Genomic DNA, 25,878 nt, shown 5'->3' with positions numbered 1-25,878 from the left:
CGTTCGCTTTTGACAGGAGGTTTTGTGTCCAAATATCTGTTTTTGTTCAGTACCGTTTTGATTTCCGCTCCTACCTTTGCGCAGGATGCGGATGATCGCGAAATCATCCCTGTGATCTCGGATGGCCAGCCAAATCCAGCCATCACCGTAACCGGCAACGGGATTGGCACTGCGGTCGGTAACACCGGGCAATCGGTAACCATCATCGACCGCGATGAGATCGACGCCATCCAGGGCGCCGACGCCACCCGTGTCCTCCAGCGCACGCCCGGCATGTCGCTGACCCGCAATGGCGGCATCGGCGGCTTCTCCGGCGTCAGCCTGCGCGGCGCGAATTCGGAGCAGTTGCTGGTGCTGGTCGACGGCGTGCGCGTTGCCGATCCGGCATCGCCCTCGGGCGGGTTCGATTTCGGCAATCTCCTGCTCGGCACGGCGGGCAAGTTCGATATCCAGCGCGGGTCCAACAGCACGATCTGGGGCTCGGACGCCATCGGCGGGGTGGTCGACGTGACCACGCGAGGCACCAGCGGCTTTGCGGGCAATTTCGAATACGGCAGCCGCGACACGCTGTTCGCCAGCGCGGCGGGCGGCCTGAGCGATGATCGCTATTACGTCGGGCTCACCGGATCGTGGTTCCGCACCGATGGCTTCTCCGCCGCAGCCTCGGGCAGCGAACGCGATGGGTTCGAGCAGGTCGCGCTGGGAGGCTCGCTCTTTTACGACGTCACGCCCGGACTCGAAGTTTTTGCCCACGCCAACTGGAGCGAAGGCAAGCTCGACATCGACGGTTTCCCGCCGCCCGACTACGCGCTGGCCGATACGCTGGAGACGCAGGAAACCCGCCGCCACTGGGGCGATGTCGGCTTCACCTGGAGCACCAACGACCTGACCCTGCGCGGTGCCTACAGCCTGGCGGACACGGAGCGCGATAATTTCGACGATGCCGGCGCGGAAAGCTTCGCCAGCGACGGCCATTCCGAGCGCGTCCAGCTACGCGGCGAATACCGCGCCATTGGTCCGGTTACCGTGTCCTTCGGCGCGGAGCAGGAATGGACCGATTTCGTCACCAGCTTCGACACGGCGGCGAAGACCAGCATCTTCGGTGCCTATGCCCAGATCGGGGTCGAAATGGGCCGCTTTGCCGCGCATGTCGGCTCGCGCATCGACGACCATGAACTGTTCGGCACCAATGGCAGCTATGGCGCGGACCTCTCCTATGGCTTCGGCGAGGACTGGCGGGTCAAGGCAAGCCTCGGCGAAGGGTTCAAGGCACCCACGCTGTTCCAGCTGCTGTCCTTCTACGGCAATGCCGATCTCCAGCCGGAGGAAAGCACCAGCTTCGACCTCGGCGTCGAGAAGGGCGAGCGAGGGCGCGGGACACATCTCGCGCTGACCGGCTTCCGCCGCGACAGCAAGGACCTGATCGGCTTCGCCTTCAGCACGGCGCGGCCCTTCGGCTTCTACGACAACACGGCCCGTGCCCGAGCGCAGGGGATCGAGGCAGAAGCAGGGTTCGACCTTGCCGAAGGGCTGCGGCTGTCGGGCGTGTATTCCTTCGTCGATACCGAGGATCGCATCAGCGGCAACGACCTCGCGCGTCGTCCGCAGCATTTCGGGACTATCTTTGCCGACTACCAGGCACCCTTCGGCCTGAAGCTCGGCGCGGACCTGCGGATCGTTGGCAAGAGCTATGACGATGCCGGGAATTTCACCCGCCTCGGCGGCTACGAGGTTCTCGACCTGCGCGCGGCAATGCCGGTGAGCGAGGCGTTCGAGGTCTATGGCCGGGTCGAGAACGTCTTCGACACCGACTACCAGACCGCATCGGGCTATGCCTCGACCCCGCGCGGCGTCTTTGCCGGGGTGAGGGCCAAGCTGTGATCCGCCTGCTGCCCGCGCTGGCCCTGCTGCTCGCAGGCTGCGCGGGCAGCGGCACTTCTGGCGTGCGGTACGATGCGCGCCCGACGATCGTCAGTCTCAATCCCTGCACCGATGCAATCCTCGCCGAAGTAACGGCGCCGGGGCAGCTGCTGGCCATCTCGCATTACAGCAAGGACCCGCAGGCGAGTTCGATGGAACCGGCGGCAGCGGCGCGCTTTGCGGCAACGGGCGGGACGGTCGAGGAAGTCCTCGCGCTCGATCCGGACGTGGTCGTAGCCTCAAGCTTCATCGCACCGACCGCGCGGGCGGCATTCGAGGATCTGGGTATCAGGGTCGTGACCTTCGGCGGCACTGCGACGGTCGAGGATAGCGAGGCACAGGTGCGCGAACTGGCCAGGCTGGCCGGTAACCCTGCGGCTGGCGAGCGCTTGGTGGCCCGGATCGAAACCGCGCTCGCCGAGACGCAGGCTTCGGGTGCGCCTGTCCAGGCTGCTCTGTGGCAGCCCGACGGCATTGTGCCCGGCGAAAGCTCGCTGGTGAGCGATCTCCTCCGCCGTACGGGCTTTTCGTCCTATTCCGCCGCGCGCGGCATGGCGCAGGCCGACTACCTCTCGCTAGAACAGGTGGTCGCCGATCCGCCGCAAGTCCTGCTGCTTGCCGGGAGCGAGGTAGGGCAACGGCATCCGGTTCTGGAGCACCTGCCCCGGATGCGGCGCGAAGCCTTCGACACGCGCCTCCTCTATTGCGGCGGCCCGACGATCATCCGCGCGGCACGGCGGCTCGCGGAAATCAGGAAGGGCGTGTCGTGAACCGCGCCGTCGCCGTTCTCCTCGGGTTGCTTCTGCTCGCCATCCCGCTGTCGCTCCTTGCAGGGCGGGTGTGGCTCGATCCGTCGAGCACACCCAATGCGGCCATTATCCTCGCCGAACTGCGCCTGCCACGCGCCGTGCTAGCCTTAGTGGTCGGTGCTGGCTTGGGAGCAAGCGGGGCGGCGATGCAGGGCTATTTGCGCAATCCATTGGCCGACCCGGGCCTCTTCGGCATAGCTCCGGGAGCAGCGTTGGGCGCGGTCGCGGCACTGTGGTTCGGGTATGCAACCTCGCCCTTTCTGCTGCCGCTGTTCGCTCTCGTCGGAGCGGGGGGAGCGATGGCGTTACTTGCCGCGATTGCCGGACGGACCGGCGGGATTGCCCTTTTCACCCTCGCGGGCCTGATGGTCGCGAGCCTTGCGGGAGCCTTGACCGCGCTCGCCATCAGCATGGCCCCTAATGCCTTTGCCATGAGCGAGATCGTGATGTGGCTCAACGGCGCGCTGACCGACCGCAGCTGGCGCGAGGTCTGGCTGGCCGCCCCGCTGGTGGCGCTGGGCATCGCCCTTCTGTGGCGCAGCGGCAAGCCGCTCGATGCGCTGACCTTGGGCGAACCAGTCGCACGCTCGCTCGGCGTCGATACGCGCAAGCTGCTGTGGTTGCTGATTGCGGGCATCGGACTGACCGTCGGCACGAGCGTGGCGGTGAGCGGCATCATCGGCTTTGTCGGACTGATCGTTCCCCATCTCGTGCGCCCGCTGACCGACCGCCGGCCTTCGCAACTGATCCTGCCGAGCGCACTCGCGGGCGCGCTGCTGGTGCTCGTCGCCGACAGCGTGGTGCGCGTCCTGCCGCTGGTGACCGAACTGCGGCTCGGTATCGCGCTCAGCCTGCTCGGCGCGCCGTTCTTCCTCTGGCTCCTGATCCGGATGAGGACGGGACTGGCATGAACCTCGCGGCGAAAAGCGTGACGGTCGACGGGCGGCTTCATGACGTCTCCCTGAGCCTCGTGCCCGGCACGATCACCGCGATCTGCGGGCCGAATGGGGCGGGCAAGTCGACCCTGCTGGAAACGCTTGCCGGTCTGCTCGACACCGATGCGGGCGAGGTCATGCTGGGCGAAGATGCCCTGCGCACTCTCCACCCACGCGAGCGGGCGCGGCGCATCGGCTACCTGCCGCAGGCGCATGAGATTGCGTGGGACGTGCCCGTCCGCAGTCTCGTCGAACTGGGCCGGATGCCGCATGGCGACCGGCTTGCCGGGCCAGTCGATGTGGCGCTCGCCACGCTCGACATCGCGCAGCTCGCCGAACGCCGCGCCCAGTCGCTCTCGGGCGGCGAGACTGCGCGAGTCCTGCTGGCGCGTGTCCTTGCCGGTGAGCCGCAATGGATTCTCGCCGACGAGCCGCTGGCCGCACTAGACCTTTCCCACCAGCTGTCGCTGATGCGTTACCTCAGGCAGGCGGCGAACACTGGTACCGGCGTTGTCCTGGTCCTCCACGACCTAGCCCACGCGGTGAACCACGCCGACCGTATTGTCGTGCTCGACCGGGGCGGGTTGGCCGCCGTTGGTAACCCGGCAGACGCGCTTTCAGAGGATATAGTCGCCCGTGTCTGGGGCGTCGCCGGGCACTGGGTCGGCGAACAGGGCTACCGCGCCTTCATTCCGCACTGACACGAAAAAGGGGCCGGACCGAAGTCCGACCCCCTCGTGGCTCTCCTCTCCGGAGAGCTGCTTGTTACTTCGGCTCCGTGACCAGGCCACGCGCCTCGAGCATCGGGGTCACGTCGGGATTACGTCCGGCGAAGTTCCGGAACATCTCGAAGTAATCCATCGTCCCGCCCTGGCTGATCACCGTTGCGCGGTAGTGGTCGCCATTGGCGCGAGTGAGGCCGCCATTGTCCATGAACCACTTGCGGCTGTCACGGTCGAGCATCTCGGTCCACAGGTAGCTGTAGTAGCCCGCCGAATAGCCCGAGGGGCTGGAGAAGATGTGGTTGAAATAGGTGCTGCGGTAACGCGGCGGCACCAGGTCAATTTCGAGACCGAGGTCTTCCAGCGACTTGCGTTCGAAGGCGTCGACCTTCTCCGGCGTGTCGATGGCAGCAGCCTCCGCTGGCGACAGCGCGCTCCACTTCATGTCGAGCAGTGCAGCCGCGACGACCTCGCCGAAGTCGTAACCCTGGTTGAACTTCGAGGCTTCTTCGATCTTGTCGATCATCGACTGCGGGATGGGCGCGCCGGTCTTGTAGTGCTTGGCGTAATTGGCCAGCACTTCGGGGTAGGTCGCCCACACCTCGTTCACCTGGCTCGGGTACTCGACGAAGTCGCGGGCCGTCGCCGTGCCCGACAGGCTCGGGTACATCTGGCTGGCGAAGAAGCCGTGCAGGGCGTGGCCGAATTCGTGGAACATGGTGTTCACGTTGTCGAAGCTGACCAGCTGGACCTCGCCCTCGGGCGCCTTGGGAATGTTGAGCACGTTGTAGATGACCGGCTTGTTGTTCCACAGCTTGCTCTGGTCGACGAAGTTGCTCATCCACGCGCCGCCGCGCTTGGACGGGCGCTGGAACGGGTCGAAGTAGAACACGCCCAGTTCCGATCCGTCGCGGTCGAAGACGGTGTAGGTCCACACGTCGGGGTGGTAGACGGGCAGGTCGGTGCGGCGCTCGAAGCGCAGGCCGTAAAGCTTGCCGGCGGCGTAGAACACGCCGTCTTCCAGCACCTTGTCCATCTGGAAGTATTCGCTCATCGCGTCTTCATCGAGCGAGTAGCGTTCCGCCTTCACCTTGTTGGCATAGCGGTACCAGTCCCACGGCTTGACCGTGTAGTTGCCGCCATCCTTCTTGATTGCGGCGTTGAGCACTTCCGCCTCGCGACGCTGGGTCGCGGCGAGGGCGGGGACCATCTGCTCCATGAAGTCGAGCGCGGTCTTGGGCTTTTCCGCCATGCGGTCCCACATCGCGTAGGTTGCCCAGTCCGGTTCGCCGAACAGCGCGGCCTTTTCGGCACGCAGCTTGGCAATCTTCGCCACCATCATCCGCGTGTCCTTGGCGCGCTGGCCGTCGGCACGGTGGAACGAGAGCTGGAACAGCTTCTCGCGCGTGGCGCGGTTGGTCAGCGTGGGCAGCAGCGGCTGCTGGGTGGTGTTCTGCAGCGCGATGGCGAACTTGCCCGGATGCCCCTTTTCGGTGGCGAGGTCGGCGGCAGCCTTGATGTCGGCTTCCGAGAGACCGGCGAGTTCGGCCTTGGTGTCGACGATGAGCGGCTGGTCGGCCATTGCCGAGCGGGCAGCAAGGCCGAACTCGGTCGTGACTTCGGAAAGCTCTGTGTTGATTGCCTTCACGCGCTCGCGCTGGGCGTCGGTGAGCAGGGCGCCCGCATGGACCATGCCCTCGTAAGTGTCTTCGAGCAGCTTGGCGTCTTCGCGCGTCATGCTCATCGCAGCGCGGTTGTCGTAGACTGCCTTCACGCGGGCGAAGAGCGCGGGGTTGAGCGTAATCGAGTCACCGTGCGCGGTCAGCTTGGGGCTGATCTCGGTGTTGATCGCATCAAGCCGGTCGGTGGTGTTCGAACCGGTGAGCGCGAAGAAGACCGTAGCCACGCGGTTCAGCATCTGGCCCGACTTTTCGAGCGCGACGATGGTGTTCTCGAAAGTCGGCGCTTCGGGGTTGTCGATGATCGCCTGGATCTCGGCCGAGTGGATCGCCATGCCCTGATCGAACGCGGGGACGTAGTCGTCTTCGGTGATCTTGGTGAAGTCCGGCGCCTTGAATGGCAGCGTGCTGTCGGAGGCGAAATAGCCGGTGCCTTCGGGGATCGATGCCTGGGCCATGGTTTCGACTTCTCCGCCCGGAGTGGTGGTGCAGCCTGCAAGCAGCGCGGCGACGGCAGCAGTGGCCAGAATGTGGGCCTTCATGGGTTCTCCCTGGAAAGTTGGCGCACTGGTCGTACCAGGCGCAATTGGCGACATTTATCGGACGCGCTTGGAAAGCATTGCGGGCCGCAGTGCAAGAAGCCCAACGTCGCCGGTCGGCGCGACTCTACGGTTTATCGAACGGTGTAGCCTTGGTGGGGTTCCGCCGCGCGCTTCATGCCAGCGGGTAGCGGACCACCGGTTCGTAGCGCGCTCCGCCAGGATCGAGGTGGCTTTCGTACAGGCGAAAGTCGTCGACCGTCCATTCGCCGAAGCGCAGATCGCCGGTGCGTGCCAGGAATTGCGCCAGCGGACCGGCTGATGCGTTCAGCCGCGCGAGCGTGATGTGGGGCACGAACTTGCGCGTTTCGGGGGCGAAGCCGACCTGCTGGCACACGCGCTCGATACGCGCCTGTAGGCGTTGGAGGGGTTCGCTGGGTTCGACGCCTGCCCATAGTGTGTGGACCGTTCCCTTGCGCTCGAAGATCCCCGATCCGCGGACGGAGAGGGCGAAGGGTGAAGCCGAGACGCTGGCAAGCGCGCTCGCGAGGTCATTGGCTCGATGGTGGTCGGTTTCACCGAGGAAGCGCAGCGTCAGGTGCAACTGCCCATCGTCCTGCCACCGCGCACGCTCGACCCCCTGCATGGCATCGAGCAAGGCATTGCGAATGGCATGCGGTGGACGGATGGCGATGAAGAGGCGCGGAACCATTGGCGCTCATTGCGCCACGAAGCAGACCCGCGGCAAGCCCGCCCGCTAGCGCGAGGCGATGTCGGCTTTCGACAGAATGTGCGAGGCAAGCACCCGGTCTGTCAGTGACGGCCTTACTCCGAAAGCTGCCCGGGCCGCTTCCCGCGCTCTCTCGAGGTCGCCGAGGTGCTGGCGCTCGCTCTGTCTGAGTTCGTCTGCAGCCCGCGTTTCAGGAGGCGTTGCCTTGCCTTTCCAGTCTACGCGTTCGAGCGGGCGGTCGAGCTGTTCGAGCAACAGGCGCAGATTATGGCTTGGCGTAGCAGACGCAATTGCACCGCCGTTTCCGATCCCCTCGCTGGGGTGACTCTCGTGCTGTGCGTCCATGGAAACTCAGGGGGCCTTCGATTATGATTGCTCGGTGTGCAGCCGCGCGCAGTTCGAATTTGAAATCTGCGGAACAATGCGGACCGGAAATCAAACGCGCTGTTACGCTGTCGGGGTCCCCCACCCATCGCGAGCGCGGCTCGTCCTGCGGGATTTTGCGTGGATCAGGCCGCCCGGCGGACGCGATTGCGGCCCTTGTCCTTGGCTTCGTAACAAGCAATGTCCGAACGTAGCAGCGCGTCGTCGAGGTTCTCGCCTCGGCGCCACTCGGCAATCCCTATCGAAGCAGTCACCTGGAGGCGGGCGTAGGCGGTGAGGGAAGGCCCGACCGCGGCAATCGCGCAGCGCAATCGCTCGGCGACCTCGTTGGCTTCGTCGGCATCCACACCTTCCAGAATGACGAGGAACTCCTCGCCCCCCAGTCGGAATGCCTCTTGTTCGCCGCGATCGGCAAGCTGGGCGGTGGCCGATCGGATGGCGTCCGAAGCTGCGATCAGGACGTGGTCGCCTGCCGCATGGCCGAACCGGTCGTTGATTGCCTTGAACCGGTCGAGGTCGATCGTAAGCAGGTGCCGGTTGGCCGCGTGGCTCTCGGGTGAACGCTCTTCGAAGAGGCGACGGCGGTTGAACAACCCCGTCAGGGGATCGCGCCAGTTGAGGAATTCGGCATGGGCGAGCGCTTCTTCAAGCTCTTCGGTCAGCTTGCGGTTCTCGACCGTGGTCCTCGCTGCGGCCTCGATATGGCGACCGGCGTTGGCGGCATAAACCCTGACGCCCAGCACAAAAGCCGTCGCGACGAAAATGAACAGCTGGTCGTAGCGTTCGGGGTGAGCGAGGATGATACCTGTCGCAACCAGCCAGAACGATCCCAGCATTCCGTCACGCGGTGCCGGGAAAGCGGCCAGCGTAACGGAGATCAGGGTCACCACCACCAGGACGACCACCTGAAGGGTGACGGCTGATGCGACCGTAGCGCCCAGGGGCGCGGGCCACAGCATCAGAGCAAGGGTCGCGCCGGTCGTCACCATGGCGGCGAACAGTACGTGTTCCGCATGTCCCAGCGGCTTGCGCTGCTCGATCAGCTTTTCCAGCCGTGTTGCTGCCCAGCGGGTAAACACGAAGGAAGCAATGCGCGCGAGCATGAACAGCGAAAGCAGGATCGAAGGCGGCATGGTCGCGACGGTGACCAGCAACATTGTGACGCCGAGCAGGCTGGCGGTCAGCGCGTGCCTTTCGCGCGCGAGCATGTCGAGCACCGCCTCGCGTCGCACTTCCAGCGCGTCGCGGGCGGTGTCCGGCTCATTCTCACGCAGTTCGGCGGTCGACAATTCGCGTCTCTTCCGATGCTCCTGTTCAAGCTCGGGTGAATAGCGCGAAAATGTTAATATTTGGGCAGCGCGGCAAAGCTGAAACGGCGCATTACAGGCGGTTTGCCCCGCCTGTAATGCTTACCGAGTAGAGCTGGCCTACCGAATCCGGCTGCTTACCAAATGCGCGCGCGATCCTCGGGCGCGATATACATGTCGTCGTCGGGAGTGATGCCGAAGGCTTCGTACCAGGCATCGACATTGCGCAGCGGGGCGATGGTGCGATAGCGCGCCGGGCTGTGCGGATCGGTTGTGACCTGGTTGCGCAGTGCATCCTCGCGCGCCTTGGCCCGCCATACCTGGGCATAGGCGAGGAAGAAGCGCTGGTCGCCGGTCAGCCCGTCGATCACCGGGGCTTCCTGCCCGTTCAGCGACTTGTGATAGGCATCGAGTGCCACCAGCACGCCGGCAAGGTCGGCAATGTTCTCGCCCATGGTCAGGTCGGGATTGATGAAGGCGCCGGGGACGACTTCGAACTTGGCGTACTGGTCGCCGAACTTCTTGGCCTCGACCTTGAAACGCTCGTTGTCCTCGGCGGTCCACCAGTCGCGTACCGCGCCGTTGGCGTCGATCTTGCGGCCCTGGTCGTCGAAGCCGTGGCTGATCTCGTGGCCGATCACCACGCCGATCGCGCCATAGTTGACCGCAGGGTCGGCATAAGCGTCGAAGAACGGCGGCTGGAGGATGCCGGCGGGGAAGACCATCTTGTTCTCGAGCCCGCCATTGTAGGCATTTACGGTCTGCGGGTTCATGCCCCACTTGCTGCGATCGACCGGCTTCCCGAGGTCGCTCATGGCATAGTCGGCGTTGAACTTCGTCGCCGCGACCATGTTGTCGTAAAGGCTGGTGGAGTTGATCGGCAGCTGCGAGTAATCGCGGAACTCCTTGGGATAGCCGACCATCACGTCCATCTTCTGGAGCTTCTCGATGGCGGCTGCCTTGGTATCGCTGCTCATCCATTCGTTGCCGCGGATGCGGTCGGCCATTGCGAGCTTCAGATTGCCGACCAGCTCGTCCATGCGAGTCTTGGCGATCTTGGGGAAGTATTCCGCGACATAGGCCTCGCCGACCAGTTCGCCGAGCTGGCCGTCGATCAGGTCGACCGCCCGCTTCCAGCGCGCACGCTGCTCGCTGACGCCCGACAACGTGCTGGTGAAGGCGAACTTGCTGTCGACCATCTTCTTGTTGAGATAGGGCGACGCCTGGTCCGAAATCCGCGCCTTCTGCCACAGCTTCAGCGTGTCGAGGTCGGTCTTTTCATACAGCGCGGCGATGGCCTTCACCGCAGTGTTGTCGGTGACGATGATGCGCTTTTGTTCAGGGATATTGTTCCCCTCGAAAAAGGCACCCCAGTCGACACCGGGGGCATAGGCGGCGAGCTCGGCAGTCGACATCGGATTGTTGATCTTGTCGATGTCGCGGGTCTTCTCGTTGTCCCAGTTGAGCTCGGCAAGATAGGTTTCGAAGGTTATCACCTTGCTTGCCGCAGCGCGCGGCTCGGCAACGCCGATGGCGCGGAAGGTCCGCTCGAGATAGTCGAGATAGGCGCCACGCTGGCTCGCGAACTTGGCGTTGAAGTAATAGTCCTTCTCGGGAAGCCCGAGTCCGGCAGAACCGAGCCACAGCGTGTTCATCGTCGGGTCGTCGGGATCGGCATAGGGACCGCTGCCAAACAGCGTGCCGCCGAACTTCTCGTAGGTCGAACCCATGAAGCGGGCGAATTCGACCTTGTCGGCGATCGCGTCGACCTTGGCGAGGTCACGCTTGAGCGGGGCGATCCCGGCCTTCTCGATCGCCTTTTCGTCCATGAAGGTCTTGTAGAGCGCGCCGTGCTGTGTGCCGGCGGGCGCCTCGGTGATGAGCCCGTTAACCTGGCTCGTTACGTCCTCGCGCAGGTTGTAGAACGATCCGACCGAAGGACGATCGCCCGGGATTTCGGTGCGGTCGATCCACGCGCCGCTGGCGTAACGCTCGAAGTCGTCACCCGGGTCGGCGTTGAGGTCGCGGGTGGTGAGATCGAGGCCGTATTCGCCGATCTTGGCCTGGCCAGTGACGACAATTACGTCGGCCGAGGCGCCATCCGCCATGGCACTCGGCTCGGCGTGTACGGAAACGGCGGGAAGGGCGAATGCGAGGCCGAGCGCGAGCGCCGAAGTGGCCTTCGCGCGAGCGAGAATGCGATTGCGATACATGGAATGGTCCCCTGACAATACAGTGGTCCACGGCTATCACCGCTACCTCGAGCGCGGCATTCGTTGGTCGGCGAACGACAGGGAATTGTCGGCGGATGTCGGATCACGTCCGCCCAGCGACTTGGCGGTGAGTCTCCTCCACACGCGGGCTTGCAAGGCGGCCCCCAGACCCCACATGGCGGGGGCTCGTATTCGTCGGGACGGAGGCGCGACGGGCACCGTTTGGTGCACAAGCCTTGCGGCGCCTTGACCAACGCGAACAATTCAGGAACAAACCTACTTCATGGCACTCACCACAATCTCCGTCCGCGGCGCGCGCGAGCACAACCTCAAGGGCATCGACATCGACCTGCCGCGCGATGCGCTGATCGTGATCACCGGCCTTAGCGGCTCGGGCAAGTCGAGCCTCGCCTTCGACACGATTTATGCCGAAGGTCAGCGACGCTATGTCGAGAGCCTGAGCGCCTATGCGCGCCAGTTCCTGGAGATGATGCAGAAGCCCGATGTCGAGCATATCGACGGGCTCTCCCCTGCCATCTCCATCGAGCAGAAGACCACCAGCCGCAATCCGCGCTCGACCGTGGCCACGGTCACCGAGATCTACGACTACATGCGCCTGCTCTGGGCGCGGGTAGGGGTGCCGTATTCGCCCGCAACCGGCCTGCCGATCGAGGCGCAGACCGTCTCGAACATGGTCGACCGGGTCATGGCGCTGCCCCAAGGGACGCGTCTATACCTGCTCGCGCCGGTGGTGCGCGGGCGCAAGGGTGAATACCGCAAGGAACTGGCCGAGTGGCAGAAAGCCGGCTTCACCCGCGTGCGCATCGACGGTGAGATGTATGCGATCGAAGAAGCACCCGCGCTCGACAAGAAGTTCAAGCACGACATCGAGGTGGTGGTCGACCGTATCGCGGTGAAGGAGGGCATCGAGACGCGGCTGGCGGACTCGTTCGAACAGGCGCTGAAGCTCGCTGAAGGGCTCGCCTATGTCGACCTCGCCGATGGCGTGGTGCCGGGGCGTGAGGCGGAAGAGCAGGGCGGGGCGATGAAGGGCGCGGGCCTCCCCGCCAACCGCATCGTCTTCTCCGAGAAGTTCGCCTGCCCGGTGTCCGGCTTCACCATCGAGGAGGTCGAGCCGCGGCTGTTCTCGTTCAACGCGCCGCAGGGGGCCTGCCCGACCTGCGACGGCATCGGCGAGAAGCAGCTGTTCGACCCGCAGCTGGTCGTGCCCAACGAGGCGCTTAGCCTCAAGAAGGGCGCCGTCGTGCCCTGGGCCAAGTCGAACCCGCCGAGCCCCTATTACATGCAGGTTCTCGCATCTCTTGCGAAGGAATACGAGTTCAGCCTCGACACGCCGTGGGAGGATTTCGACGCCGAGATCCGCGACATCATCCTGTTCGGCACGAAGGGCAGGGCCATCCCGCTGACCTTCAAGGACGGGCGCAAGGAATACACCGTGCGCAAGCCGTTCGAGGGCGTCATCGGCAACCTCAACCGCCGCATGCTGCAGACCGAGAGCGCGTGGATGCGCGAGGAGCTGGCCAAGTTCCAGACTGCGCAGCCGTGCGAGACCTGCCACGGGAAGCGCCTCAACGAGAAGGCGCTGGCGGTGAAGATCGCGGGCACCGACATCGCCACGCCGACCAAGATGAGCGTGTCGGATGCCAAGGCCTATTTCCTCGCGCTGCCCGAGCAGCTGACCGACACGCAGCAGCAGATTGCCAGGGCCATCCTCAAGGAGATCAACGAGCGGCTGGGCTTCCTCGACAATGTCGGGCTCGACTACCTCAACCTCGACCGCACCAGCGGCACGCTGTCAGGGGGCGAGAGCCAGCGTATCCGTCTCGCCTCGCAGATCGGCAGCGGGCTTTCGGGCGTGCTCTACGTCCTCGACGAGCCCAGCATCGGCCTCCACCAGCGCGACAACGACCGGCTGCTCGAGACGCTGAAGCGCCTGCGCGATCTCGGCAACACGGTCATCGTGGTCGAGCATGACGAGGATGCCATCCGCGCCGCCGACCATGTGGTCGACCTCGGCCCGGGCGCGGGCGTCCACGGGGGCGAGGTGGTCGCCGAAGGCACGCTGAAACAGGTGCTCAAGTCGAAGAAATCGCTCACCGCCGCCTATCTCAACGGCACGCGCGAGATCGAGGTGCCGGCCAAGCGCCGCAAGGGCAACGGCCACAAGCTCACCGTCCATGGCGCGCGGGCGAACAACCTCAACGACGTCACCGCCTCGATCCCGCTCGGTACCTTCACCTGCATCACCGGCGTGTCGGGCAGCGGCAAGTCGTCCTTCACCATCGACACGCTCTACGCCTCCGCCGCGCGCCAGCTGAACGGGGCACGCGTGGTCGCGGGCGCGCACGACAAGGTCACCGGCCTCGAATATTGCGACAAGGTGATCGAGATCGACCAGTCGCCCATCGGCCGCACCCCGCGCTCCAACCCGGCGACCTACACCGGCGCCTTCACCCAGATCCGCGACTGGTTCGCAGGCCTCCCCGAAAGCCAGGCGCGCGGCTACAAGCCCGGGCGCTTCAGCTTCAACGTCAAGGGCGGCCGCTGCGAGGCGTGCCAGGGCGACGGGCTGATCAAGATCGAGATGCACTTCCTGCCCGACGTCTACGTGACCTGCGAGGAATGCCACGGCAAGCGCTACAACCGCGAAACGCTGGAGGTGAAGTTCAAGGGCCACTCCATCGCCGACGTGCTCGACATGACGATCGAGGATGCGGAGGAGTTCTTCAAGGCCGTCCCCCCGATCCGCGACAAGATGCACATGCTGAACGAGGTCGGCCTCGGCTACGTCAAGGTCGGCCAGCAGGCGACGACGCTCTCCGGCGGGGAGGCGCAGCGGGTGAAGCTCGCCAAGGAGCTCAGCCGCCGCAGCACCGGGCAGACGCTCTACATCCTCGACGAGCCGACCACGGGCCTCCATTTCGAGGATGTCCGCAAGCTCCTCGAAGTGCTCCAGCGGCTGGTCGACCAGGGCAATTCGGTGGTGGTGATCGAACACAACCTCGACGTCATCAAGACCGCCGACTGGATCCTCGACCTCGGGCCGGAAGGCGGGGTGCGCGGCGGGGAGATCGTGGCGGAAGGAACGCCGGAGGACGTGGCCCGCGAGCCGCGGAGCTTTACGGGCCAGTACCTCGCGCCGATGCTGGAGCGGGTTAGCGAGGCGGCGGAATGAGCGACAAAATATATATCGAATGCGATCTGTGCGGATGTTCATTTCAGATGGGACGTCACCGATATGACGGGAAATGGATCCGCGAGTTTGAGCTTTCTCTTTGCTCGGTATGCTATTCAAGCAACTGGGATGGAATCGCTCCAATGTATGAGGCGACATTTGAAAGGCACCTCAATGCACGTGGCATCCCTTTGCCCGCCAAGAACGCAAGCGGCTTTTATCCCAGAGGACGATAGGTCCCGTTAGGACTTCTTGCCGTGGGTTGAACCAAAATCGATCGAGTGGTCGATCGTAAGACCCGGCGAAATATTCAAGTACTCTTGGTACTTCTCGTCGTAGAATTTCTTCCTTTCTTGATCTCGCCAAATAATGACTGCCAGCCCAATTACGGGCAGGACTTTGATCAAATCGAGACACGCGGAAAAGCTTAAGGTCGGAATAATCTTTAAAAATGCAAAGTAGAAAAACGCAAGGATTGCGGAGAGTTTAATGTAGTTTCGCTGGATAGATAAGTGTTCCAAAAATGAACCCTTCTTCCTATGGCTCGCGAAGTAAGGATGAATCAATTTTAGATCGTCTTTAGTGAGAAATATTCTTTCTATATTGGTGATCATAACCAGATTTCGGTTATACCAAAAATTACTGTCATGAATGTGATCTATCGCCCAAAGGCAGACGCCATAGAACAGTAAGATTGCCAGAGCGAGTGGGAAGCCGTTCTCTTCGGAGATAGCGATCGCCGCGACCGCTGCTGCGACCACACCCGCCATTTGCCATACGACAACGATATGTCGATTGATGTCACTCATGAGCTGATTGTACATCGCGATCAGGAATTCAGGCCGCTTCTCATACGCAGTGCCATCCGGTGTTTCGGCTTCAGTCATGATCGGTATCCGTTTCCCACAAAGCTTTAACGTTGCGAATTGAATCTGTTACGCAGCGACGATACCCGCCCTCTGGATGGGGTCGAAATCGCTGGCCGTCAAAATAGTCACCAAATTTCGCATCCAATGTTAGGCGGTTTCCATCAATGCTTTGGACATCCATTTGACGCGCTAATTCCCGTTGGACATCCGGCCGACCACCTAGCAGATGAACTGGCCCTCTAAAAAAAGTCGTTGGGATTTCGGTGCCCCCATAACGTGTGGGAACACTATACCCTAAACGGAACATGTAGGGAACAGATAATCGAGGCTCATCCATCAGTGCTGGGTCCTTGGGAACCACGATCACCGTCTCGCAATAGCGTCCCAACACTTCGGCTTCTCGCAATATCTCATCGAGGTGAGTCGCGTCGAGGACGTCTCGAGCGACTGTAAGGGCAGGCCGCTTTTCCCGCACGGCATGCAGGTGACGATCATAGTCGTAGTTTTTCCAGTCAATGTCGATGAAGTGCACAGAGTTGAGGTGCTTCACATCGCGAAGGTTTGTATATCGCGCCCCGGCTTTCCAACCGAAAGACATTGCAATGTCGAGCACATACTTGCTGTGACAAATAATGTAGTCGGGTTTCATCAGTATCGCTGAAAACTAGAACGACTTGCTCCTACTCGGCTTCGCGGACAAATCAATCGCTAACTCAGAGATTGGCGTGTTTTCCCAATCATTTATATCACACTAGATCGACCACCGGTGGATACTCCGAGGGCAAGAAATTGGGTTCAAGAGGCAGAGGAGTGAGATTTTCACTGGTCAGATCAGTTCTGTCCTACACCCCATCCAGCGGATAACTAACCCGGTTCACTCCACGCCATGAGGTGAACCATGAACGCCCTCGTCACCCTTCCATCCGAACCCCACACCATCTTCACCGCGCGCGCAGGGGGAGTTTCTCAGGAGCCTCCAGCTCAATGGCAATGTCCGGCTCGCCTGCCGCGCAGCGCGGGTTTCGGCGCAGACGGCCTATCGCGCGCGGCGGCGCTCTCCTGCCCTGGCGCGGGCGTGGGATGCGGCGCTGCTCGCGGCGCGCGACCATGCCGAACAGGTGCTCGCCGACCGGGCCTTGAACGGGGTGGAGGAGGCGGTGTTCTACCACGGCGAGGAGGTCGCGCGGCGCCGCCGCTATGACAGCCGCCTGCTGCTCGCGCATCTCGCGCGGCTCGACCGCATGGCCGAGCGGCCCGAGGTCCAGGCCGCGCTCGCGCTGCTCGACGACCAGATCGAGGGGCTGGCGCGCGGCGAGGAACTGTCCGATCCCGCCACTGCCGCCTGCCCTCGTGCGGAGAGGGGCGAAAAACGCCAGGACCGTGTTCCACCTGTTCCATCCTGTAGGGATTGCGGGGGCGATTGCGACATTCCCCATGGCGAGCTGGGGCCGGACGATTGCCAGTGGTACCCGAACCGCATCGCGCGGATGGAGGAGGCGCGGCCCGATCTTGCGGACACGCCCGATGAACTCGCCCGCGAACTGGCCGGGGAGCGGGGCGTGGACTGGGAAGAATGCGCCGACGCGATCGAGGGCTTCCAGCTCGAGGCCTTCGAGGCCGACGGGTACGAATGGTGGCTGGTCACCGACGAGCCGGGGATGATGGACTCGATCCTCCACGACTATCGCGAGGAGGAGGAAGAGGGGAGTTAGGACTTCTCGACCAGGTCCTTGGCTTCCTTGAGGCCGAGGCCCGTCCGCTGGCGCACCAGCTTGATCGCCTCGATCTTGCGCCCCGCCGCCAGCGCCGTGGCCACATCGGGATCGGCGAGCGCCTTGTGCGCGTCGACGGGGGAAACGGGGGTGTTGCGCCGCTGGCGCTCGATCATGTCGCCGCCGCCGCGCCTGCGGGCCGCGAGGACGAAGACGAGCAGCAGCACGACGCCGAGGACGAGGAAGGGCAGGGGGATGTACATCGGGCGAGGCTACACAAGCCCCGCGTGCCTGTCAGCCCGCGCTGCGCTCAGTCGACGCCCTAGTCGACCAGCGCGAGTTCGACCGTGCCGTGGCCGCGGGCGACGAGGCCCAGCTCGGTGGCGGCGGCGCGGCTCACGTCGATCACGCGACCGCCGTGGAAGGGTCCGCGGTCGTTGATGCGGACCACCACCGACTTGCCATTCGCCGGGTTGGTGACCCGGACATGCGAACCGAAGGGCAGGGTGCGGTGCGCGGCGGTCATCTCGTTCATGCGGAAGACTTCGCCGCTGGCGGTGCGCCGGCCGTCGAATGCGCGGCCGTAGAAGGATGCGGTGCCGCTGCCGAGCGGGGTGCCGGCGGTTTCGGCGACCGGCTCGATGGTGTCGATGTCGACCGCACCGGAGGTGGCCACGGGGGCAGGGGGCAGCGTTTCGAACTGGGCGAAGCTGGACGCAAAGGCGACATCGGCCGCGACAGCCGCCGCCACGCCATCGCGGTCGGCCGAGTGGCCCGCGGTTGTCGGCAAGGCCGTTGCAGCAATGAAAAGCAGCGTGCGTATCGCGCGTTTGGCCATGATCTGGACCTCCCGTTCGGTTCCGGCGGCTATACCGGAGGGGGTCCCGGGAGTCCTTAACAGGAGGGGTTCCTGCCCCATTTGCGCCACAGTTCGTCGTGGTTCGGGGAACCGCGATCCGTTTTCCTACAGCATCTTGGGGGTGCTACCGAGTCGCGATACGAGTGGTTGGAGGCCGCAGTTCGTGCACATTTTCGGCATCAAGAGCGGCTTTGCCATGCGACATGTGGCCGTACGGAAACTTGCTTCCCGCATAGCAAATGGGGCCGGCATTGCTGCCGACCCCACTCTCACCGATGCGTGGTCTTGTCTCCGAAGAGGCAGGAACTTGGCATCCGATGTTTCCCCGTCCGTCGCATCCGAAGATCCGTCTTCCGGTTCTGTCACCGGCGCTCGCACCGGCATCCGGCTCCACCCTCCAGTCTACCCGGTCAAGTGCGCCAGGTCCGAAGACCCTCGCTTCTGTCCCAGGCCGGCCTTCAACAGGCGGCTCCGCAGCAAGACCTTCCGTAGTGGTCGGAGCCTCGAGCGGTTGCTTCTCTTTCCGGTCCGAAGACCTTCCGGTTCAGCATCCATCAGCGTCCGGCCGGGTTGGCCATGCTCGTTCAGGAATGACTTCACGGTTCCGTCATCGACCCGCCTTGTCTCCGGCCGAAGCCTTCGCCACGAGGGTCTCTTGATCCGTGCGGACAGCTTCCGTCACGTCTTTCCGGTCTGGAATTCTTTCGAACTTTCAGATCGTTGGACCTTCCAGTTCGGCTGGCTTCCTCGCCGTTCCGATGAGTTAAAGCTGCTCCTGCCGAGCCGATTCTGCAATCGCGCAAGAGTATAGTTTTCCACTTTCCCCGCTTTTCCCTGTGGAGGGGGGTGGATAACTCAACGGTTCATCGCAAAAATAATCCAAATGCGATGCTGCAGGCGCAATATTGCGATGCACAACCCATGTTGCAGCGCAATTACCTGTCGCGTTTGGCAAGCAGGCGCAAGCGGAGCGCGTTCAGCTTGATGAAGCCTTCGGCGTCCTTCTGGTCGTATGCGCCGGCGTCATCCTCGAACGTCACATGCGCTTCCGAATAGAGTGAATTGGGCGATTTGCGGCCGACGACGCTCGCCAGACCCTTGTACAGCTTCAGCCGGACGGTCCCGCTGACCTTTTCCTGGCTGAGGTCGATCGCCGCCTGCAGCATCTCGCGCTCCGGGCTGAACCAAAAACCGTTATAAATGAGCTCGGCATACTTGGGCATGAGCTCGTCCTTGAGATGCGCCGCCCCGCGGTCGAGAGTGATCTGCTCGATCCCGCGATGGGCGCGGGCATAGATCTCGCCGCCGGGGGTCTCGTACATCCCGCGGCTCTTCATGCCGACGAAGCGGTTCTCGACGAGATCGAGACGGCCGATACCGTGCTTGCGGCCGAGGTCGTTGAGGGCGGTCAACAGCGTCGCCGGGCTCATTGCCTGACCATTGAGGGCGACGCCATCGCCCTTTTCGAAGTCTATCGTGATGTATGCGGGCGTGTCGGGCGCGTTCTCGGGATGATCGGTGCGCGAATAGACGTAGTCGGGCGTCTCCTCCCACGGGTCCTCGAGGACCTTGCCCTCCGACGAGGTGTGGAGGAGGTTAGCGTCGGTTGAGAACGGGCTCTCGCCACGCTTGTCCTTGGGAACGGCGATCTGGTGCGCTTCAGCCCAGGCGATGAGGGCGGTGCGGCTGGTGAGGTTCCACTCGCGCCACGGGGCGATCACGCGAATATTTGGATCGAGCGCATAGGCCGAAAGCTCGAAGCGCACCTGGTCATTGCCCTTGCCGGTGGCGCCGTGGGCGATGGCATCGGCACCGGTCTCGTGCGCGATCTCGACGAGGCGCTTGGAAATCAGCGGGCGGGCGATCGACGTGCCCAAGAGGTAGTCGCCTTCATAGCGAGCGTTGGCGCGCATCATCGGGAAGACGAAATCGCGCACGAATTCCTCGCGCAGGTCCTCGATGAAGATGTGGTTGTCGGGAATGCCCATGGCCTTGGCCTTGGCGCGCGCCGGTTCGATCTCTTCGCCCTGTCCAAGGTCGGCGGTGAAGGTCACGACTTCGAGACCTCGCTCCACGCTCAGCCACTTGGCGATGACGGAGGTATCGAGGCCACCGGAATAGGCGAGGACGACGCGTTTGATATCGGACATTGGGTTACCTTGGCTTTGACGAGCGCGCGGCTAGCAGGGGCGAGCGGGCGCGGCAATGGAGAAGGGGCAGGGGCAAGGCAAGCGCGGCTATCGACTCCCTCCGTATACATGCTAATATTCGCATATTCTAATAAGGAGAGGGTGATGGGGAGAGTTTCGAAGGGGATCGCTTTTGCGGTCCTGGCAATTGGTGTGGCTACTCCGGCAGTGGCTGGCGATCCCACTGGCAACTACCAGCGCAAGAACGGTGACAAGGTTCACGTATGGGTGGCCGAAGACAAGCTCTATTGCCGGATTACCGAGGGCAAGAAGAAGGACTTCGAGATGTGCCACGGCATGTCACCGCAGGGCGAGGCCTGGTTCGGCAAGAAGATGAAGCACCCCGGCATGCCGGGCTTCATGACCTTCAATGGCACCGTCACCCATGATGCGAAGAGCATCAAGATCAAGGGGTGCGCCATGGGCAAGTCCATGTGTGACAGTGAGGTCTGGACCAAGCTGGACTAGGAACGGGCCGCGCCTTCCCGCGGCGCTCCCTACCACATCCGTCCGCAAACAGGCGCAGCGGGCTCGGCCAGCTATATGGGCCTGAGGCTCGCTTCTGCACCCGCAATGTAGCTGCGTGTGACCGGGATGGCATGGCGGCTACGCACGTACTGGATCTGGTAGTTCCCCATCGAGCCCCATTCGAAAGCTGCTGTCGCCCCGGCGAGGTAGAAGGTCCACATGCGATAGAAGCGTTCGTCATACATGGCGATGATGGCGTCGCGGTTGGCCTCGCAATTGGCGTACCAGGCGCGCAACGTGCGGGCATAGTGCAGGCGCAATGTCTCTATGTCTGAGTGGATCAGTCGGCTTTTCTCGCTGGCGGCCAAGGTTTCGGACAGTGCCGGGATGTAGCCGCCCGGGAAGATGTACTTGCGGGTAAAGGCATCGGTCGTCCCCGGTCCTCCGAAGCGCCCGATCGTGTGGAGTAACATCACGCCATCGTCGGCGAGCAGGTTCGCGCAACAGCGGAAGAATGTCTCGAACTGCGGTCGCCCGACATGCTCGAACATGCCGACCGACACGATCCGGTCGAAGCGCTGTCCCCGCGCCGGGACGTCGCGATAGTCGACCAGATCGAATGTGACCCGATCGGCGACGCCCGCCGACACGGCGCGTTCCCGAGCGAGGGCGAGCTGCTCCTGCGAGAGCGTGATACCGGTGACACGCACGTCGAACTTGCTCGCGAGATAGATCGCCATCCCGCCCCATCCGCAGCCAATGTCGAGCACGTTCTGCCCATCGGCAAGCGCAAGCTTTGCGGCAATATGGGCAAGCTTGGCCTCCTGTGCTTTTCCGAGTGTGGTTACACCTTCCGGCCAGTAGGCACAGGAATACTGCATGTGCTCGGGATCTAGCATGAGGCGGTAGAGGGCGTTGCCGATATCGTAGTGGTGCGAAACGTTGCGGCGCGATCCGATCCTGTTGTTGACCGACTCAATTGCGAATGCCGCGCGGTTCTTGAGGCGCTGAGCCAATCTTGGCGCGCGAAGAATCCCGCCCCGCTCCCACGGCTTGTTCGACCGCAGCAATTGGACCAGTTCCATGATCCCGCCGCGCTCGATTACGAGGCGACCGTCCATGAATGCCTCACCCGCGCCGATGCGGGGATCGAGCAGGATGTCACGCGGCACCTTGGCATCGGTGAAGGCAATGGCGATGTCGGGAAATCCATCTGCCGACTTGCCGAATGTGCGCTCGTCCCCGTCAGCAAAGCGCACGGAAAGGGTGCCTTCGCGCACCGTCGATTCAAGAAACCGGGCAACGAGGCGCTTGCTCATGTTATGCTCGCAATCCTTTCATCTGCCGGAGCTGTAATCGATGGCCGAAGCCAAGACTGTCGTCACAAGGATCGAACCTGCTGACTTCATCTCGCAGGTAGAGCCCGAGCGCAAGCGCGAGGAGGCGAGGGTGCTCGATCGGATCTTCCGCGAGGCGACAGGCGAGAAACCCAAGATGTGGGGGCCAAGCATCATTGGATACGGATCCTACCAGTACCGGTATGAAAGCGGGCATGGAGGGACCATGTGCCGTCAGGGCTTCAGCCCGCGAAAGGCCAAGCATTCGCTCTATGTCCTGCGTTGCGGGGACGAAACCGAAGCGGCGGCTTTCGCCCCGTTGCTCGCGAAACTGGGCAAACATTCGATGGGCAAGGCCTGCCTCTATGTGAACAAGCTCGACGACATCGATCTCGAAGTGCTCGAGGAGATGATCCGGCTGGCATGGAAGCGGTCCTTCGACTCCTTCCCTGAATAGGCCCTAGATTCCGGCGTACCATTGGTAGCCGGACCGGTCTTCCCAGAACCCGCCTTGCCCCTCGCCGATGCCTTCGAGGCTCGCGACAGCTTCGATTGCGGTGAGGTATTTCGCCTGCTTGTAGCCGAGTTGCCGTTCGATCCGCATGCGAAACGGCGCACCGTTTCGGACTGGCAGTGGTTCACCATTGAGCTGGTGGGCCACGATCGTTTGCGGATGGAAAGCATCGACCAGGTCAATGCTCTCGTAATAGCTCGTGCCCTTGTATTCGTCGGCACAATGGAAGACGATGAAGCGGGCCTCCGGCTTCAGCTTTGCGGCTTCCAGCAACAGGGAAAGCTGCGGGCCGGTCCATTCGCCGATCGCGCTCCAGCCCTCGACACAATCGTGGCGTGTCACTTGCGTGCGCTGGGGAAGCTTGCGGACATTGTCGAGCGACAGACTGAGCGGCGTTTCCACCAGTCCGCGGACCTCGAGCCGCCAGTCGCTGAAGCCATTGGCAGCATGGCGTGGGTATTCGCCGTTCTGCGGATCGGTCGAGCCATTCCCGCGGAAGAACGGGGAAACGGCGCTGTGCGGATACTCGGGTGCGAGAGCGTTGCGGTCGATCAACAGGCGGTGTGCACCCCGATGCCACTTCTCTGCAGCGGAAAGAAGCTTTGCCCCCGTATCGGTTTCCGCGACCTTGTTGCAGCCGGCAACCCAGAGCGCACCGAGGCCGGCGAGGACACTCCTACGCTTCATCGATGCGGCCTCCGGTAAGCATGTCCCTGATCTGGTGGATTGGCCCTGAAAGGACGACCAGCGCGATATGGACGAAGAAGAAACCGCAAGTGGCGAAGGCGAAGATGAAGTGCAGGCTCCGTGCCGACTGGCGACCTCCAAACAGGTCGATGAGCCAGCCGAACGCCGGGCCCATTCCGGGGCTGATCGAAATGCCGGTGAAGATCATCATGGGCAGAAAAATGCCGAGAACCACCCCGTAGGCGAGCTTCTGGAGGAAGTTGTACTTGCCTCCGGCATGGCTGAAATCGAGCTTCAAGTGCTGGACTATGTCATCGAGGATGGCTTGCGCACGCCATTCGCTGCGCGTCGTGGCAATGTCGCGCACGAAGTGCCTGCTCACGAGCATGGCGAGCCACATGAACAGCAGGCCCAGGGCAAAGGGCCATGCCATCAGGACATGCCAATCGCGCGCGACGGCCAGGCTGTAATGGCCCGGGATGGTCATCCAGTCAGGAAAGCGCGGCACGTCGAACCACGCTTGCCGGGCATCGAAACCCCAGTCGCCCCAATACAGGTGCCGATGGGCGTTGGAGATGGACAGGCCGGACATGAAGAGGACGACGACGCACAGGGCATTGAGCCAATGCCACAGGCGCGTGCTGAGCGAATGCCGCCTCATGAATCAGCTCCCTCACGCGCGAGATAGATCACGTCGCGGGGCTGGCGCAGCAGGTGCTGGCCGCTGTCGACGAATAGCGTCTGGCCGCTCTTGAGGCAGCCGTCGGTCAGGAACAGTGCCGCATCGGCGACCTCTTCCTTTGCCGTCTTGCGGGCAAGCAGGTTCATCCGGTGGGAAAGTTCGGTCTCTTCTTCGCGCTGGTCGTGGCTGGCGAGGATGGCACCGGGGGCGAGGGCATAGACCCGATCCTCGGGACGGCACGCTCCCATCGCCAGCATTGGCACTGTGGCCGCAAGGGCATGCTTGCTCATGGTGTAGCTGAAGAAGTCGGGGTTGGGGTTGGCGATCTTCTGGTCGGTGACATGGATTACGCGCCTCCCCAAGCGAGCCTGTGCCCCCGCAAGATAGGCCTGGGCCATGCGAGCGGGGGTACAGGCATTGACCTGCATTGCCCGCTCGTTCGTGGCAGGGTCGAGTTCGGTTACATTGTCGAACTCGAAGATTGCGGCGCAATTGATGAGAGCCCGCCAGTCCGGAATGCGCCCGGCCAGCGATGCGATCATGGCGACTGCCGCATCGCCATCGGCCAGATCGCAACCGACCGTTTCGGCATGTTCCAGAGTTACGGCGAGTGCCTCCGCGGAGTGCCGGGAGCGGCCATAGTGGATGACGACGTGCCAACCTGCGTCTGCGAAACGCTGGACAATGGCCTTGCCGAGGCGGTGCGCCCCTCCGGTAACCAGAACGCTCGGCCTGTCGCTGCTCATGCGCGAACCATAGCCGAGGCGTCGCCAAAAGAAAGCGCGCCGCTACCGGCTTTCGGTGGCGGCGCGCTCTTGCGATCCGAAGGGCCCTGGACCCTCGTCGTTAGCGGCAGCTCAGGCTGCCACGGTCGATTTCGCGACCAACGATGGCACCTACTGCGCCACCGAGAATGGCGCCGAGCGTCTTGTCGCCACGACCCGCAAGCTCATGGCCTGCAAGGGCACCGACGCCAGCGCCGATCACCAGACCGGTGGTGCCATTGTCGCGGCGGCAGTAGTAGCGGCCATCGCGTCCGCGCCACATGTAGTCGTCCCGGCTGATGCGGCGCGGCGTCACGTAGTAGCCGCGGCTGTCGTACATCGCGCGGTCCTTGGCACGCTTACCGTGCGCGGGGGCCCATGGCGGCGGGTCGGCGGCGGCCGGTGTTGCGGTGGCGAGGCCGGTAAGGGCCATGGTGCCGGCGGCGAATGCGAGTGCGATCTTCTTCATCGTTCTACCTCATCTGCGATGTGTCGGTTTCTTGAACCCACAATGCGCGAGGCTGCAGAACCGCGGATGAACAAGCGAGCTTAACTCCAAATTAGCGATAAAACGAGGCATTCGGCGGGACGAACGGACGCCTTTAGGCGATCTTTGCCTCCGCCTTCTTGCGCCAAACGGGGCCGAGGGCCGGGAGCGATATGAATTCTTCGATTTCCGCCCGGTCGGGCACCCGTTTCGGCTCGAACAACAGGGCAAACGCCCGTTCGACAGTCCACTCCGGCGCGCCACTTTCGACCCGCTCGAAAATATCGCCCGCCTCTGCCTCGCCTTCCTCGAGCACCCGATAGTACCACCCGCAACGACCGTTCGCGACGATGCGCTTCACCATGTCAGTCTGCTCGAAGTGGCGGGCGAGGGTGCTGCAGGGCTGGCGGCCCATGCTGACTTCCAGCAGCGCGCTGCCGACCCGGAAGCGATCGCCGATGAGGACGTCGCTTTCGGTGAGGCCCGACACATGCAAGTTCTCCCCGAAGGCGCCCGGAGCTCCAAGCCTCGCCACCGCGGGCAGCTCGGTGCGCCAATAGCCGTAGTGGTCCGCCGGATAGTGATGCACCGCCATGTGCTCGCCGCCATGGTGCTTGCGGTCTACCTGAGCGTCGCCGTCGAGGCCCAGGCGACCGATGCGAATTGGACCCGCGCGTTCCTGTTTGTCGATCGCGCTCAGCTTACCGTCAGGCAGCGGGCTCGGCGCGCCGGTGCAAAGGGCGAGGAGTCTGGCACTCATTCCGAAATCAGGGTCCTACAGGATGGAACACATGGAACACGGTCTAGCATATTAATATCTCTCCCTCGCCAAACTGGCGGAAATCCGAGGTTTTCGACGATCGGAAGCGCGCAGTG

General features: G+C 63.2%; 24 protein-coding genes. 8 read left to right on the top strand and 16 right to left on the bottom strand.

The genetic code is table 11. The features are described from left to right. The first annotated feature begins 42 nt into the window (after positions 1 to 42). From IRL76_RS07610 to IRL76_RS07595, 4 genes are read left to right on the top strand one after another with little or no spacing between them, the layout of a single operon-like run. Entirely contained in the window at positions 43 to 1,881 is a 1,839-nt protein-coding gene (locus IRL76_RS07610; RefSeq protein WP_246449594.1) for a TonB-dependent receptor plug domain-containing protein, read from the top strand. Continuing rightward, a complete protein-coding gene (locus IRL76_RS07605; protein ID WP_200980788.1) occupies positions 1,878 to 2,690 on the top strand; it encodes an ABC transporter substrate-binding protein in 813 nt (270 codons plus the stop codon). The genes IRL76_RS07610 and IRL76_RS07605 overlap by 4 nt, the downstream gene beginning before the upstream one ends. Beyond that, positions 2,687 to 3,640 carry a FecCD family ABC transporter permease gene (locus tag IRL76_RS07600; RefSeq protein ID WP_200980787.1) on the top strand — a complete coding sequence of 318 codons (954 nt, stop codon included), beginning with the start codon at positions 2,687 to 2,689 and terminating at the stop codon, positions 3,638 to 3,640. Before IRL76_RS07605 ends, IRL76_RS07600 begins: the two co-directional genes overlap by 4 nt. Next, on the top strand, positions 3,637 to 4,365 hold the full coding sequence (locus IRL76_RS07595; protein ID WP_200980786.1) for an ABC transporter ATP-binding protein: 729 nt from the start codon (positions 3,637 to 3,639) through the stop codon (positions 4,363 to 4,365). Before IRL76_RS07600 ends, IRL76_RS07595 begins: the two co-directional genes overlap by 4 nt. 64 nt (positions 4,366 to 4,429) lie before the next feature. On the opposite strand, the gene IRL76_RS07590 is transcribed toward IRL76_RS07595, so the two are convergent. The 5 genes from IRL76_RS07590 to IRL76_RS07570 all read right to left on the bottom strand — a co-directional run bounded on the left by IRL76_RS07590 (position 4,430) and on the right by IRL76_RS07570 (position 11,238). After that, complete coding sequence (locus IRL76_RS07590) at positions 4,430 to 6,607, bottom strand: M3 family metallopeptidase (RefSeq protein ID WP_200980785.1); 2,178 nt, start codon at positions 6,605 to 6,607, stop codon at positions 4,430 to 4,432. Positions 6,608 to 6,779: 172 nt separating this feature from the next. Next, entirely contained in the window at positions 6,780 to 7,316 is a 537-nt protein-coding gene (gene thpR, locus IRL76_RS07585; protein ID WP_200980784.1) for an RNA 2',3'-cyclic phosphodiesterase, read from the bottom strand. 45 nt (positions 7,317 to 7,361) lie between these two features. Next, entirely contained in the window at positions 7,362 to 7,679 is a 318-nt protein-coding gene (locus IRL76_RS07580) for a hypothetical protein (protein ID WP_200980783.1), read from the bottom strand. A gap of 164 nt (positions 7,680 to 7,843) precedes the next feature. Then, positions 7,844 to 9,007, bottom strand: a complete 1,164-nt coding sequence (locus IRL76_RS07575; RefSeq protein WP_200980782.1) for a GGDEF domain-containing protein — start codon at positions 9,005 to 9,007, stop codon at positions 7,844 to 7,846. 155 nt (positions 9,008 to 9,162) lie between these two features. Further along, positions 9,163 to 11,238 carry a M13 family metallopeptidase gene (locus tag IRL76_RS07570; protein WP_200980781.1) on the bottom strand — a complete coding sequence of 692 codons (2,076 nt, stop codon included), beginning with the start codon at positions 11,236 to 11,238 and terminating at the stop codon, positions 9,163 to 9,165. Between the two features lie 283 nt (positions 11,239 to 11,521). On the opposite strand from IRL76_RS07570, the gene uvrA reads away from it, so the two are divergent. Next, positions 11,522 to 14,434 carry an excinuclease ABC subunit UvrA gene (gene uvrA, locus IRL76_RS07565; protein ID WP_200980780.1) on the top strand — a complete coding sequence of 971 codons (2,913 nt, stop codon included), beginning with the start codon at positions 11,522 to 11,524 and terminating at the stop codon, positions 14,432 to 14,434. A 242-nt stretch (positions 14,435 to 14,676) separates the two neighbouring features. On the opposite strand, the gene IRL76_RS07560 is transcribed toward uvrA, so the two are convergent. Both IRL76_RS07560 and IRL76_RS07555 read right to left on the bottom strand, forming a co-directional pair. Continuing rightward, positions 14,677 to 15,321 (bottom strand): hypothetical protein, encoded by a 645-nt coding sequence (locus tag IRL76_RS07560; protein WP_200980779.1) that lies wholly within the window; start codon positions 15,319 to 15,321, stop codon positions 14,677 to 14,679. Further along, entirely contained in the window at positions 15,314 to 15,952 is a 639-nt protein-coding gene (locus IRL76_RS07555) for a DUF6610 family protein (RefSeq protein ID WP_200980778.1), read from the bottom strand. Before IRL76_RS07555 ends, IRL76_RS07560 begins: the two co-directional genes overlap by 8 nt. Positions 15,953 to 16,421: 469 nt before the next feature. Here IRL76_RS07555 and IRL76_RS07550 point away from each other — a divergent pair, with 469 nt between their 5' ends. Next, on the top strand, positions 16,422 to 17,015 hold the full coding sequence (locus IRL76_RS07550; RefSeq protein WP_200980777.1) for a hypothetical protein: 594 nt from the start codon (positions 16,422 to 16,424) through the stop codon (positions 17,013 to 17,015). On the opposite strand, the gene IRL76_RS07545 is transcribed toward IRL76_RS07550, so the two are convergent. From IRL76_RS07545 to IRL76_RS07535, 3 genes are all read right to left on the bottom strand, one after another. Then, a complete protein-coding gene (locus IRL76_RS07545; protein ID WP_200980776.1) occupies positions 17,012 to 17,278 on the bottom strand; it encodes a ribosomal protein L7/L12 in 267 nt (88 codons plus the stop codon). The two genes, IRL76_RS07550 and IRL76_RS07545, sit on opposite strands and share 4 nt — an antisense overlap. A 59-nt stretch (positions 17,279 to 17,337) precedes the next feature. Further along, positions 17,338 to 17,853, bottom strand: a complete 516-nt coding sequence (locus IRL76_RS07540; protein WP_200980775.1) for a septal ring lytic transglycosylase RlpA family protein — start codon at positions 17,851 to 17,853, stop codon at positions 17,338 to 17,340. Positions 17,854 to 18,809: 956 nt separating this feature from the next. After that, entirely contained in the window at positions 18,810 to 20,024 is a 1,215-nt protein-coding gene (locus tag IRL76_RS07535; protein WP_200980774.1) for an argininosuccinate synthase, read from the bottom strand. Between the two features lie 144 nt (positions 20,025 to 20,168). On the opposite strand from IRL76_RS07535, the gene IRL76_RS07530 reads away from it, so the two are divergent. Beyond that, a complete protein-coding gene (locus IRL76_RS07530) occupies positions 20,169 to 20,531 on the top strand; it encodes a DUF2147 domain-containing protein (RefSeq protein ID WP_200980773.1) in 363 nt (120 codons plus the stop codon). Positions 20,532 to 20,602: 71 nt separating this feature from the next. Here the strand turns inward: IRL76_RS07530 and IRL76_RS07525 are convergent, their stop codons facing one another. Beyond that, positions 20,603 to 21,850: an SAM-dependent methyltransferase gene (locus IRL76_RS07525; RefSeq protein ID WP_200980772.1), complete on the bottom strand. Its 1,248-nt coding sequence runs from the start codon at positions 21,848 to 21,850 to the stop codon at positions 20,603 to 20,605. Positions 21,851 to 21,890: 40 nt separating this feature from the next. Here IRL76_RS07525 and IRL76_RS07520 point away from each other — a divergent pair, with 40 nt between their 5' ends. Beyond that, a complete protein-coding gene (locus IRL76_RS07520; RefSeq protein ID WP_200980771.1) occupies positions 21,891 to 22,325 on the top strand; it encodes a DUF1801 domain-containing protein in 435 nt (144 codons plus the stop codon). 3 nt (positions 22,326 to 22,328) lie between these two features. On the opposite strand, the gene IRL76_RS07515 is transcribed toward IRL76_RS07520, so the two are convergent. The 5 genes from IRL76_RS07515 to IRL76_RS07495 all read right to left on the bottom strand — a co-directional run bounded on the left by IRL76_RS07515 (position 22,329) and on the right by IRL76_RS07495 (position 25,762). Then, positions 22,329 to 23,069: a molybdopterin-dependent oxidoreductase gene (locus IRL76_RS07515; RefSeq protein WP_200980770.1), complete on the bottom strand. Its 741-nt coding sequence runs from the start codon at positions 23,067 to 23,069 to the stop codon at positions 22,329 to 22,331. Next, complete coding sequence (locus tag IRL76_RS07510) at positions 23,059 to 23,730, bottom strand: cytochrome b/b6 domain-containing protein (protein ID WP_200980769.1); 672 nt, start codon at positions 23,728 to 23,730, stop codon at positions 23,059 to 23,061. The genes IRL76_RS07515 and IRL76_RS07510 overlap by 11 nt, the downstream gene beginning before the upstream one ends. Then, positions 23,727 to 24,497, bottom strand: a complete 771-nt coding sequence (locus tag IRL76_RS07505) for an SDR family oxidoreductase (protein WP_200980768.1) — start codon at positions 24,495 to 24,497, stop codon at positions 23,727 to 23,729. Before IRL76_RS07505 ends, IRL76_RS07510 begins: the two co-directional genes overlap by 4 nt. Before the next feature lie 100 nt (positions 24,498 to 24,597). Then, positions 24,598 to 24,984 carry a glycine zipper 2TM domain-containing protein gene (locus tag IRL76_RS07500; protein ID WP_200980767.1) on the bottom strand — a complete coding sequence of 129 codons (387 nt, stop codon included), beginning with the start codon at positions 24,982 to 24,984 and terminating at the stop codon, positions 24,598 to 24,600. Between the two features lie 133 nt (positions 24,985 to 25,117). After that, on the bottom strand, positions 25,118 to 25,762 hold the full coding sequence (locus tag IRL76_RS07495) for an MOSC domain-containing protein (RefSeq protein ID WP_200980766.1): 645 nt from the start codon (positions 25,760 to 25,762) through the stop codon (positions 25,118 to 25,120). Between the last annotated feature and the right edge of the window lie 116 nt (positions 25,763 to 25,878).

Source organism: Qipengyuania soli (assembly GCF_015529805.1).
Taxonomy (GTDB): Bacteria; Pseudomonadota; Alphaproteobacteria; order Sphingomonadales; family Sphingomonadaceae; genus Qipengyuania; species Qipengyuania soli.
This window is presented reverse-complemented; position numbering and strand designations above follow the sequence as displayed.